The 13,012-nt window shown below is 49.2% G+C and carries 10 protein-coding genes; 7 read left to right on the forward strand and 3 right to left on the reverse strand.

The annotated features are described in order from the left end of the window. Window positions 1–220 precede the first annotated feature (220 nt). The 5 genes from BLW29_RS14585 to BLW29_RS14610 all read left to right on the forward strand — a co-directional run bounded on the left by BLW29_RS14585 (window position 221) and on the right by BLW29_RS14610 (window position 8,237). Window positions 221–643 carry a hypothetical protein gene (locus BLW29_RS14585; protein ID WP_090980728.1) on the forward strand — a complete coding sequence of 141 codons (423 nt, stop codon included), beginning with the start codon at window positions 221–223 and terminating at the stop codon, window positions 641–643. Between the two features lie 16 nt (window positions 644–659). After that, a complete protein-coding gene (locus BLW29_RS14590) occupies window positions 660–5,642 on the forward strand; it encodes a DUF4132 domain-containing protein (RefSeq protein ID WP_090980730.1) in 4,983 nt (1,660 codons plus the stop codon). Window positions 5,643–5,679: 37 nt separating this feature from the next. After that, the gene (locus BLW29_RS14595; protein ID WP_090980732.1) at window positions 5,680–6,606 is read left to right on the forward strand and encodes a phosphotransferase family protein; all 927 of its coding nucleotides are present in this window, start codon (window positions 5,680–5,682) and stop codon (window positions 6,604–6,606) included. Window positions 6,607–6,640: 34 nt separating this feature from the next. Next, entirely contained in the window at window positions 6,641–7,498 is an 858-nt protein-coding gene (locus BLW29_RS14600; protein WP_090980734.1) for a GNAT family N-acetyltransferase, read from the forward strand. Window positions 7,499–7,946: 448 nt separating this feature from the next. After that, window positions 7,947–8,237 (forward strand): DUF3817 domain-containing protein, encoded by a 291-nt coding sequence (locus BLW29_RS14610; protein ID WP_090980738.1) that lies wholly within the window; start codon window positions 7,947–7,949, stop codon window positions 8,235–8,237. Window positions 8,238–8,246: 9 nt separating this feature from the next. On the opposite strand, the gene BLW29_RS14615 is transcribed toward BLW29_RS14610, so the two are convergent. From BLW29_RS14615 to BLW29_RS14625, 3 genes are all read right to left on the reverse strand, one after another. Further along, entirely contained in the window at window positions 8,247–9,098 is an 852-nt protein-coding gene (locus BLW29_RS14615) for a nicotianamine synthase family protein (protein WP_090980740.1), read from the reverse strand. A gap of 143 nt (window positions 9,099–9,241) precedes the next feature. Further along, window positions 9,242–9,703: a DinB family protein gene (locus BLW29_RS14620; protein WP_090980742.1), complete on the reverse strand. Its 462-nt coding sequence runs from the start codon at window positions 9,701–9,703 to the stop codon at window positions 9,242–9,244. Between the two features lie 14 nt (window positions 9,704–9,717). After that, the gene (locus BLW29_RS14625; RefSeq protein ID WP_090980744.1) at window positions 9,718–10,569 is read right to left on the reverse strand and encodes an aldo/keto reductase; all 852 of its coding nucleotides are present in this window, start codon (window positions 10,567–10,569) and stop codon (window positions 9,718–9,720) included. A 168-nt stretch (window positions 10,570–10,737) separates the two neighbouring features. Here BLW29_RS14625 and BLW29_RS14630 point away from each other — a divergent pair, with 168 nt between their 5' ends. Further along, complete coding sequence (locus BLW29_RS14630; RefSeq protein WP_090980746.1) at window positions 10,738–11,631, forward strand: AraC family transcriptional regulator; 894 nt, start codon at window positions 10,738–10,740, stop codon at window positions 11,629–11,631. Window positions 11,632–11,804: 173 nt separating this feature from the next. Further along, complete coding sequence (locus BLW29_RS14635) at window positions 11,805–12,983, forward strand: sugar efflux transporter (protein WP_090980748.1); 1,179 nt, start codon at window positions 11,805–11,807, stop codon at window positions 12,981–12,983. The last annotated feature ends 29 nt before the right edge of the window (window positions 12,984–13,012 follow it).

Below are 13,012 nucleotides of genomic sequence, written 5' to 3' on the forward strand. Positions count from 1 at the left end.
ACGGAACATCATGGAAATCAGGTGATTGGCACTATAACGGGGCAGGAGAAAGCGCCTACTTCTGTTCGGAGATATGATTCTGAAGCCGATAATCATGTGACAGAGGGGAGCAACTCGGGCATTTGAAGTAGTTCATGCCGGTCGTAGAGAGGAAATAATCCGAAATCTGCGAAATCAATAAGAGGCTTATTCATATGAACAATAAGACTGGGGCAATGTGATGCAAATACTCATAATGGTAAAGCAAATCGGTAAACGCAAGCCAATCATTGGAGAAATGGCGATGCCGTTACCTCGTCCGCCGGCAACGCTGGAAGAGCTGATCACCCAGATCGTGATGCTCGAGGTTGAGCGGTATAACAGTGGTGATGCTGGTCAGTCGAAGGTTCTGACGGCATTGACAGAAGAACAAATTGCAGATCAATTGGACGCTGGTAAAGTCGGATTCGGTGCGAGGTATAACGCGAATCAACAAGACCCAGTTCAAGCCATAGAGAATGCGCTTCTCAGCTACAAGGACGGTCTCTATAAGGTATATATTAATGATCGCGAGATAGAGCGGTTGGAGGAACAAATGCAGCTGCAGGAGAACGACCGAGTGATGTTCATACGATTGACGATGCTTGCGGGACGAATGTGGTAACGAGGAGGAGAAGGGGATGGCAGGAATGACAAGAGAGCATCTGGAACGCGTAAAGCAATATGTTGCTGATAAACGCAATCAACTCCTCATGCTCCCGGCAGAACTAAGCAAGATGGCAAGCGTTATTATGGATTGTTATACAAGTGAGTATGTTTCCTTCGACAAGTACACCTTGCTGAGACAAGCATTGCTGTCCGAATCGAGCACCTCGATTACGGACGTTTTCACCGGTGACCAATACGAGGTGTTGAAATTTCTGTTAGGTGATTCTCATGCGGCCTTATTTAAGAAAACGTGGGATCGCTGCACCTTGTATCCGTTCTCCATGGGCTATTTTCGAAGATCGTTTCGGACAAACGTAAATACAGGAGTATACCTCGATTCGAGCTTAGATCGGTTGGGTTATGCACTGCGGTTTGTTGGGAGAGGGTATGCATGGCAGCCTGAGGTTGCTATAGCAGACTCAGAAACGGCTGACTATCCGTATTTGCATGATTATATCGCGCTGGAGCTTGATGAAGGAAATACTGCGCTGCTGCAGCAGTTGAAAGAAATCATATACAGCGAGAACAATACGGCTGTCGTAACACGCAATATCATCAAAGGCATGCTGATGAGCCGCAGTCCGGAAGCACACAGCCTCGTTGGTGAACTGTTGTTGGCCGCCAAGCTGCAAGAGGGTTTGCGTCAGACGATTACGGAGTGTATGGACGAGTCCAGCAGGGAAGGCTTCATCTACATACTAGGGATTATGATTGAACACGATCTAAGCCGTTTCTCATCCATCATTCGTGCGTTTGACGTGTGGACAGGCTTGGCACTGGAAGCGCTCAAGCCGGCTGTCATTAAGAAATGCCTGAAGGCAGCTTACGAATGTTTGACGAGCGAGGCCGTCCTTCTCGAATGTCTGGAAAGTGAGGACAGTCAACTGCTGTACATCGGACTGTGGGCGACAGCCGTTGATGAATTAATGAATACCGAAGCGACGATCATGGCGCTAAAGCAGTCCGGATCCAAATACAAGCAAATTACGGCGCTGCAATTCGTAGCACAAAGTCAGTTTGCTGCGTTCCAACACCGGATTGCGGCAGCCTTCCTGGACAGTCCGGATTTGGAGGTCCTTGCTTGGGCACTGCCCAATTTGTTCAGCGATGTTTCCAGTTACAGCTTGAATCATCGTCAGCTGACACCTGAAGATTTCCACATGTATGTCGTCACGGACAGAACGCTGTTCGGTCAGTTGCAGTACATCCTTGATCGGATGCCGCAGAAGGAAGTGACCTATTCTAATCCTGCACTGTCTTTCAGCCGTACGCTGTCAGCCGATCAACTATGCGGCCTCATGTTAATCGTGGCTTATATTCACAGTGACCCAGAGATGTTCGACGTCATGCTCGATTACCGGGACAAAATGAATGTAGATACGCGTTCCCGGCTCGTACATATCTGCCTTGAACAACCGCAGAGCGTGAAGCAGCGCCAAGCGCTGATTGAAGCCTTAGGTGATAAGGGAGTGGAAGTTCGCCAGGCCGCGCAGCGCAGTGTTGATCGCTTACAGCTAAGTGAAGAGGAATACATCTGGGTGGAAGGATTGCTTCAATACAAAGCGGGCGATCTCCGTAAAGCGGTCATTCAATTACTGCTCAAGCAGGCGCCGGAACAGCTAATCGGTACAACCGAGCGTCTGCTGTCGGATAAGAAAGAAGACAAGCGCCTAGGCGGCCTCGATATGATCCTGAACCTCAAGGAAGAGGAGCAGAGACGGTCCATTTATAAGCAATGTGTCGAGCTGTTGAAGGACAAAGATGCCGCGATTAAGCGCTCTTCGAGGGAGCTTGTTCTGATCGAGCGGATTACGGGGACGGCCCGGGTGGAATATAGTCCGGAGAATGGTTATGGACTCTTTGACCCGCAGGAGCTGCAGCAATTGCCTGAGCTGAAGCCTTGGCCGGGGGCTTCGCTTGGGGACGTCTTGACCTCTAGCGCCGAGGAAATTCAAGAGCTGCTGCAAAGCTGGAGCGATCTTATCCATGCGTATCGTGAGTATGAATACGAGATCGAGGAATATGGCGGCGGCCGCGGTAGAATCGTACTTGGCACACAGCAATGGGGCATGCGTGCTCTGGCAACCGCCAATCATGCGGGTCCTGCCGTATTGAATGATTTTCCACTGGCTGAGGTGTGGCGCGGTTTCGCCAAGGACAAGGGGCTGGATACGAAGCGCATCCTGGAGCTGCTCTTCTATTATGATGTCTGTTCCAGAAGATACGGTACGCAGTTGAGCGAGTTTTCGTCTACTTTTCAAGTCTCGCATGTCCTTCAGATGCTCTCGCCTACCGTCATACAAGCAGTACGAAAGTGGCTTGGGGACATGCAGTATGAGCGCCTCATCTACAGCCTGCTTAAAGCGATGTTCAATGAGTGTGATCCTCGAGAGCGGTTCATTCTGACGTACAATGCGTCGCTTGCCTTATATGCCGGCATTCTGATCGATCAACAAAGCGAGTTCGTCAGACAGCATCCGAGCTTGGACGTACAACAGCCTTACGGCGCTCAAGTGCTGAGATTTACCGAGATTATGACGACAGAGGAAGTATCGTTCTGGTATTCCGAAATGACGGGCGTGTATAACGGCGAAGAGGACATGTTCCGGGCGGGGTTTACGCTGCTGTACCATTATGAACGCTTGGATGAACAATCGGATCGTCACGTATTGGGATTAACTCCTTTTGCGAAAGCGTATGAGTCCGGATTCATTACCGTCAATGAATGGTATAAGGAACTGATGGGCAGACGGAGCAGTCCCGATCATATCAGCACCATAACGAATGAGCACCGCCATCAGCGAGAGGAGCTGCTTCAATATCCCCAAGCGGAGCTTATCGGCAGACTTGCGGTGGAACGGATTGTTGAAATCGAGCTGCAACGGGGGGACAGCGACACAGCGGTGAGCTATCTGGCCCAGCGAATTAATAAATACGAAGGCATGCAGTATTTCGTCGGCTGCTTGCTCAGTTTAGGCAACAAAGAGAAGCTGGCGCGTGGGTATTTCTATGCTTGGGGCGGCGGGCAAACGAAGAAGGATATGATCAGCCATCTGCTGAAGTGCTGCTATCCGAAGCCTGATGATGATGCCAATACTTTAAGAGGACTGCTAGAGGGGCACGATATTTCAGAGATTCGATTAATAGAGGCTGCGATGTATGCCCCGCAATGGGTGGAAATCATTGCCGAGTATATTGGCTGGGAAGGGTTGGCGCCTGCTTGCTGGTACTTCCATGCGCATGTGAACCAGCATTTCTCCGCGGATAAAGAAACGATGGTCGCGCGGTATTCGCCGATCTCCGCCATAGACTTCAATGAAGGTGCCTTTGATATCAACTGGTTCTTCGAGGCCTACGAGACTTTGGGCGAACAACGCTTCCAACTCGTCTATGACAGCGCCAAATATATAGCAGAGGGTGCGAACCATAAGCGTTCCCAGTTATTTTGCGATGCCGTGCTTGGCAGGTTGGATGCGGATGCAATCGAGAAGGAGCTGTCCAGCAAGCGAAATAAGAATCATGTGCTCTGCTACGGCTTGATTCCTTTCGGTAAGCATAATCGGAAAGCGGAGCTTATCCACCGTTACGAAGTGCTACAGCGTTTCGCCAAAGAGAGCAAGCAGTTCGGAGCACTGCGGCGAGACAGCGAGTCGAAGATCGTGAGTATTGCGCTGGATAATTTGGCCCGCAATGCCGGATATTCCGATGTCATTCGCATGACATGGAATGTGGAAGCGGAGAAATTCAAGCAAATTGCAGCCAGCTTCGAGCCGATTGCGATACAAGAGTGGGAAGCATGCCTTGTGATGGATGAGAGAGGCAAAGCATCGGTAGCCATTACGAAGGACGGCAAGCCGGTTAAGACCATTCCATCCAAGCTGAAGAATGATGAAACGCTGGCAGGCTTGAAAGAAATGCAAACTTCATTAAGAGAGCAGCATAAACGCGCGCGTGCCGCACTGGAGCGTGCGATGGTTCTGGAAGAGTCGTTCACTGCGGAAGAGCTAAGTCTTATCCAAACCAACAAAGTGATTGAGCCGCTGGTAAGGGATCTGCTCTTTAAGTCTGCGGATGCGATTGGATTCTTCGAACAGGGGCAACTGCGGGATATCAGCGGGGATGTCCTTTCATTGGATGCGGCTGAAGAAATATTGATCGCGCATCCGGTTCATTTGTACGAGAGTGGGCAATGGGCTGCTTATCAGAAGGTTGTGATTGAGCGGCAAATCATGCAGCCCTTCAAGCAAGTGTTTCGAGAGATTTATCGTCCGAATGCAGATGAGTTGTTGGAAGGTGTTCGTTCAAGGCGGTATGACGGCCACCAAATTCAACCTAGAAAAGCAGCTTCATTGCTGAAATCCCGTCAATGGACAGCGAGCTATGAAGAGGGACTGCAGAAGGTTTATCACAAGCAAAATATTGTGGTGACCCTGTATGCCATGGCCGACTGGTTCTCGCCTGCCGAGGTAGAAGCGCCGGCGATTGAAACGGTAGCCTTCTACAAGCGGAAGACCGGTGAGCCGATGCAGCTGGCTGATATTCCGAAGGTGATCTTCTCCGAGGTGATGCGCGACGTTGATCTGGTTGTCAGTGTGGCTCATGTCGGCGGCGTCGATCCTGAAGCAAGCCTATCTACCGTGGAGATGCGGGCGGCGATGGTACGGGAGCTCGTTCCGATTCTGAAGCTGGACAATGTAGCGATTAAGGGCTCCCATGCGCATATCAAGGGAACTTTGGGCGAATATACCGTTCATCTGGGCAGCGGCATGGTGCATCAAATGGCGAGCGGGAGTCTGTACATCTTACCGGTGCACGGGCAGCATCGCGGCAGGATCTTCCTGCCCTTCGTCGATGAAGATCCGCGGACAGCGGAGATCATGTCGAAGGTGCTGCTGCTTGCCGAGGACCGCAAGCTGAAGGACCCGACGATTCTGGAGCAGATCAAGAGAGCGTGAAGAAACGTAGAAGAGGCAGTTGATCGGAGGTTGTAGGATGACTGCATACGAAAAACCGAATTTATCTATCACCGAGATAGAGGATGTACTGAGCGCTCATCTGGAATCAGGCGTGACAGAGATCACGCCGATGTCAGGAGGCAACTTGAGCAGCGTGTTCTCCTTCATGCATGCAGGAAGAGGCCATGTCATTAAGTTCAGTGACATGGCAGGGGCATACGAAACGGATCGTTATATATCCCACTTGTTAGCTAGTCAGGGAATACCGTTTCCAAGGATTCTGGGTCAAGGGCAAGCCGGGCATTTGGGCTATGTAATCATTGAGCGAATAGAGGGCGGCAATCTTGCAGATTGCACCGAGGAGCAGCAGCGTAACCAACTTCCGGAGTTGATACGGATCTTGACTCGCATTAACCATGTCGAGCTGGGCTCAACAAGCGGTTATGGTTGGATTAAACCCACAGGAGACGGAACGTATCTAACGTGGAAGGATTATTTGGTTGATGTGTTCGGGGAGGATCAGACGGGGAACTTCTGGGAGAACTGGTATGACCTCTTTCAAACGACCTGCTTGGAGAAAGAGGTGTTTGACGAATGCTATAGCCGTTTAATGGCGTATTCGGTCTACAATGAGCCTCATCGTCATTTCATTCATGGAGATTTTCACCAGTGGAACATCTTATCGGACGGTAAGCGTATTACCGGAATTATAGACGGTAACTGCGCCTACGGCGATTTCCTTGTAGATCTCGCGATACTGGATCGACATATGCCGGGACTTCAAGTGGTTCAAGCGTATCAGGCTTACCAAGAGCAGGCTGGAATTGAAATTCCAAATTTCAAGGAGAGATTGCTGGGCGCGTATTATTTTAAAGGAATGGATGGACTTCGCTTTTATGCTAAAATGGGCTGGAACGATGCCTATCAATCGACACGCAACTTCCTTCTAAACTTGAATAAGTGATAGCTGATCGAACAGAAACGCAAAGGAGATAACCATGATAACAACTGAGCAATTACGCGATATCGAACAGTTGCAGATCGAGTGTGAGGCTCATGATCATATGCAGCTGAAGCTCAACTGGGAGATGCTTAGAGAACGTGAATCGGACCGACTCGATTTGTTTCATTATGAAAATGAACAGCTTATAGCGTTCGTAGGTTTGTACGCTTTTGGCTCAACGGTCGAAGTATGCGGCATGGTGAAACCGAGTGAACGGCGGACGGGGCATTTCCAGCGCTTGTTCCGGCAGGCGATGGAGAAGGTCCATCAGAACGGATTCAAGAGAATCTTGTTGAATGCGCCTGCGGGATCGGATGCGGCAAGAGCTTTCTTGAGGAAACAAGGCGCGGAGTATGCATTCTCGGAGCATCAAATGGAGTGGCAGGAAAAGTCGCTTGGCGAAACGGACGGCATTACACTGAGGCCGGCGACGCCTGAAGATTACGAGATGCGTGTACGCATATCCGTGCAGGCGTTCGGAGATGACGAAGCAGATGCCCATGCGATGGAAAGCCGCGTTTATGCGGGCAACACGGATGTGTACATGATTGGCGTGAACGAAGAGACGGTAGGGAAAATCCGAGTGAGTCGCGAAGAGGGGCAAGCATGGATTTATGGATTTGCGATTCTACCCGAACACCAAGGCAAAGGGATAGGCAGCAAAGTACTACGCCGCGTCATTCATGAGCAGCGTGCGGCCGGATATTCGGTACACCTGGAAGTCGAAACGAAGAATGACCATGCTCTACGGTTGTATGAATCGGTTGGATTCAAAGTGGTGCATGCACAGGATTATTACAGCTATCACTGCGATGAGTCTAACAAGGGCATAGATTCGGAGGACAAGGTTTGAATAATAGACTAAGCCTTAGTGTATTCGGTTACGCTGTCTATCTGGTAGGATTATCGACCCTATCATTCGTATTTTACTGGATTATCAGGATATGGATCGCAATGGGCCGTTTCACAGCAGCTGATGGCCCGCCGGGTGACATTGGCGATACGGAAAAAATGTTCTATAGTTTCGTTGTCCCCATTGGATACGGTGTGATCATGACCTTGCTTTCCTTCGTGTACCGTCAGATTGTAGGGAAATATTCCGTTCATATGAGCGCAGTCTTAATATTCGCAATCAATGTACTTATTACTGTTTACCTCATCGCACAATTTAGAATCTTTGCTTTTAGTTGATATAGAGGCGTGTAACAATATGTTCATTGGGCAGGCACGAGACACCGCTGTATACTGGATGGAGATAGATAATCTCGTCCCGATTGGGCCGAACTAGGAGGTCGAAATTCATGCAGTTCACTACATCAATGGGCCGTTTGCGAATCATTACTCTCTTGGAAGGACTCTCTTACATCGTCCTGCTATGCATCGCGATGCCACTCAAGTATGCCGCTGATCTACCGGAAGCCGTGAGCATAGTCGGCTCGTTGCATGGGTTGTTCTTCGGGCTTTATCTGATTGCGGTCGCACATGTGACGTTCGTTCATCGTTGGTCGCTGGTCAACGTGCTATTCGCGCTCGGGGCTGCCTTTCTCCCGCTTGGCAATTTCTTGTTGGATCGCCGTTTGCTGCGGAAGTAGTAGGGTTGCTCAATTACACCGCGAATCTAGACGGTAGAACAAAGTTGAATTGATGACGGTCTGTTCCGTTGGCGAAGTAAGGCCAAGCAGCTGCCAACCGGCGGCGGCCATAACTTCCTCATTGACTGCTTCATACATGAGTTGGCGCATACCTTCCGCTGTACGTATGGCTACCAAGGCGTCCGTATTCGTACGGCGGATTTGCGCAAGGACGTCGTCCTTACGCGATACAAGACTTGCAATAAACACGTGCCGATACGAAGCATAATCGAACGCCGCACCGTCTCCCTGAACAATTTGCACGCTATCGCTTAGGTCGAGCCGTTCCATCAACACACGTACAGCCTCGCAGGCGTCCGGATCGATATCCAAACAGCAGACGCGCACATTCCACCGCAGATGAAGCAGCACAGCACTAAGCGGTAAAGGTCCGCTTCCGACGAAGACAATAGGCGCAGAGGCGTCTTCCGGCCGACTGAGCTTGCCGAGTTGCTTGATCTCCTCACCGACAAGACTTTCATACTTCCTCCAGTTCTTATAGTGGAACAGGCTCTCTACTCCCAAATAGAGTTGATTGCAGAGGTAATGGGAGTCGAACAACTCCATCTGAAACTCCGCTTCAGATAGCTTATCAAGCAAACCTTTCTTCAGAGCTGCTAGTTCAGTATGACCGGTTACCATTCGAATTTCTTCCTGTGTGTAGGGTTGCCTGATAACCTGTGACAGATTAGAGATCATTCTCGTGATCTTGGCATTCGCAGGGGTCAGATCAGACTCTCGGTGAAGGACATCATACGTCTCCATTACAATGGCGATCAAGTCCGATATCCGCTTAGATGATGTGGCAATAGAATATTCCATAAGCGATTACCTCCAGTACAGTTCCGTTCGATATCCTGAACCCAATATATTCGATCTAGGTGGTATTTAGTAATCGCTAGTACAAATTAAGAAGGGCTGCCGAGTGGCAGCCCTTCTCGTTCTATAGGAGTACTGGTTCACCGCTAGCTGAGTCGCGCGAATAGGATGTAATCCACGGGCTTGGGATCAGCCCCGCTCTGGCGGAGCAGGGTGTTGACCTGGCCGCGGTGGTACTGACCATGCAGGGCGACATGGGTCAGAATATCCCGAGTCGACGTCTCAAATGGTGCTCCTGCCTGGCTGCGATACGCGACAAGCGTATCCAGCGCTTCTTCGGGCAAGGCGCTGAGCAAAGCATCATAGCCGCTTCCGTTCGCTTCGATCAGTGCTGCACAGTCGAGCGAATCCGCATCGTCTACCCACAGAACGATTCCTTCACTGCTCTCGCCTCGCAGCCGAGTCAGCCAGATACGCTCCGCTTGGAGCACGTGCAGAAACAGAAACGTTGCCTTATTCGCTTCATCCTTCGGCGCGGCTTGCAACGCCTCAAGCAGCTGGCGGTTTGCCCAATCCATATGCGCGAACAAATTTCGGATCGTTTGCATGAAAGCGACCTCCGCTAGATATCAAGTTTTCTTGTACCTAACCATTGTACCATTGCGGGATCGCGATGAGAGAAGAATAGGCTCTGATTCGTATCTAACGCAGCAATTGCCTCCATATCCTCCCGGTGCAGTTCAAAATCAAAGATGTTGATGTTCTCGGCCATTCTATCTTTACGAACAGACTTTGGAATGACAACGACATCCCTTTGGACCAGCCAACGCAGGACCACTTGAGCGATGGATTTATTATGCTTCTCAGCTATAGCTGCCAGTTTCTCGTTCTGGAACAAGTTATTTTTCCCTTCGGCAAAAGGTGCCCAGGATTCGATCTGAACATGATGCTCTTTCATGAATGCGGCGCTGTCCTTCTGTTGATTGAACGGATGCGTCTCAACCTGGTTTACGGCAGGAGCGACTTCATTATGCAGCATCAAATCGATCAGACGATCCATGTGGAAATTGCTAACGCCGATGGCACGAACTTTTCCTTCATGATAGAGTTCCTCCATCGCACGCCAGGAGCCATACACATCGCCGTACGGTTGATGAATTAAATACAAATCCAAGTAATCTACTTGCAATCTCTTGAGCGACCTGTCGAATGCCTTCTTCGTGCGATCGTAGCCGGTATCCTGAACCCAAAGCTTCGTAGTGATGAATATTTCCTCTCTTGCAACGCCGCTTCGCTTAATCCCTCTGCCAACGGCTTCTTCATTCTGATAGGAGGCCGCTGTATCAATCAACCGATAGCCTGCCATAATAGCGTCATATACGCTTTGTTCACACTCATTGGGATCTGAAATCTGAAAAACACCAAAACCAAGAATAGGCATCTCAACACCGTTGTTTAAAATCACGTTGTGCATTAATAATCCTCCCGTGTAGAAGCTCGTTTTCCTTAGTATGTAACAGATGGATTTGAGTTCGTTATCCCATTCGTCTCGAATCTTTGCCTAATCCTCTCAGCACCACTTATGCGTCCAACGAAGATGGACTATAATCGAGCTATAGAAATGTCCGACCGGGGGGATCCAATGTCTGAAATGATGACTTTACAACAAAATGAACTCGTTACTATCATTGAGCGCCACGCCGTAACGGATGGCGTTCACCCGACTGCTGTTCCGTCACTGTATTTCATGCGTCTCTCGCATGCATTTGAATCAAAGCATGGCGTTTATAAGCCATCTTTATGTATGGTGGTGCAAGGAGCGAAGGAAGTATATCTTGCACATGATCGCTACCGATATTCTCCTTCCGATTACCTGGTTGTATCCGTCCACTTGCCCGTGACCACCCAAGTAACCGAAGCCGCTCCGGATGCTCCCTATTTGGGCTTCAAGCTTGAGTTTACACCGAGTCAGATCTTAGAGGTTTTGCGTGAAACGGATGTTCAAGCTCAGCCAACTGAAAATCCGAAGAGAGCTATATTTGTCAGTCAGATGGAAACGTCATTAATGGATGCGATCATCAGGTTAGCCCGTTTAGTGGATCGTCCCCAAGATATCCCCTTTCTGGCTCCCTTATTTACGAAGGAAATTATCTACAAAACACTTCAAGGTGAGAATGGCGGTGTTTTGGGACAAATTGCAATGGAAGGCAGCTCGACCCTCCAAATTAAAGCGGTTATTGATCAGATTATGAATCAATATGATCGTGCTTTCCGGATTGAGGAGCTTGCGGAAATCGCGAATATGAGTGTTTCATCGTTCCATCGGCATTTCAAAGAAGTAACGGCCCTGAGCCCGATTCAATTTCAGAAACATCTGAGGCTTCAAGAAGCCCGTCGACTCCTGTTAACTGAATCGGAAGATGCTACTGATGTGGCATTTCGAGTGGGCTATGAGAGCCCCTCGCAATTCAGCCGCGAATACTCCCGCATGTTTGGCTTTCCACCAAGACAAGATATTAAACGTCTGAAAACATAAATGGGCATAAATCGAAGACCTTCCATGTAATAATGGAAGGTCTTTCTGTGATGAAGTTGACTCTACTGTGAAAGGATTAGGCAAAGATTCGAGACGAATGGGATAACGGTCGGTAGCTCATTGCTTCATAATAAGTAGAGGTTAACGGGATAATTAAGGAGGATCACTTCACATTGTACACAAGACTCAGAAATTTACATGCAATTAAGGGATATGGTTTATTTGTCATTTGTGTGCTGATGGTCGGCATTGGGATATCCATAACGCTGCCATACTTAGCGCTGTATTGTACAGAAGAATTGGGAATGAGCGCGGGACTATTCGGCGTACTGACGGCCGTGAGTTCATTAACCGGCGTGGTGGCAAACTCGTTCATTGGTAAACATTCGGACCGCAGACTGGACCGCAAATGGATTATCATCTTTGCCGCGGTTTCATCTGCTCTGGGGTATTCGTCCTACTTACTGTTCGATAATTATATTATTCTGCTTATTATCGTTAGTTTCTTCAGTGGCTTAGGGGCAGCTGCCATGCCGCAAATGTATGCTTACGCTCAGGAATCGGCCAATGAGAGCAGCTTCGAAGATAAGACTTTTGCAATGTCTACGTTACGTTCGCTGGTATCACTGGGATTCCTGATCGGCCCCTTAGTCGGGAGTGTGATTTTAGGCGTTGTTGGATACAAAGGACTCTTCCTGGGGACCTCGACCATTTTCCTTGCCATTGCTACATTGGTGTTTCTCTTTCTGCCGAATAAGAGCGTCATTCCCAAGAAGAGATCCCATGCAGACGCAGCTCCGCTGGGCCGCAGGCAGCTCTGGATTCCGCTCCTTGCTTTCATTTTACTATTTGCTGTTAATGCCATAAATGGGATCGTTACACCTTTATTTATCGTAAATGAGCTTCATGGCACTCATGCAAATGTGGGCGTAGTCGTAAGTATTTGTGCGGGCTTGGAGATTCCCATCATGCTTGCGCTTGGTGCATTAGGGAGTAAGATTTCGAACCATTCCTTAATGATTATCGCCTGCTTTATTGCAATCCTGTACTACAGCATACTTAGTGTTTCTAACGGTTCCTGGCAGCTCATTGCGGCACAGCTATTACAAGCGACATTCGTGGCAATAGTAATGGGCAATGGACTAAGCTATTTCTCGGAGCTGCTTCCGCATTCACCGGGAATGTCCACTACTTTGTATTACAACGGGTCGATTCTGGGAAGGCTGCTCGGAAATTTAGGAGGCGGAATCATTGCACAGTATGCAGGGTTTCGCGACGTATATTTGGTCTGTCTGGCCGTATTGATTGTCTCGCTCTTTATCTTAATGAGAAGCCGGAGAAGTTTGGTGTAACGCTTTTCGCAAATATGTAATAATGTTAC

Source organism: Paenibacillus sp. CF384 (genome assembly GCF_900106745.1).
Classification (GTDB): Bacteria; Bacillota; Bacilli; order Paenibacillales; family Paenibacillaceae; genus Paenibacillus_Z.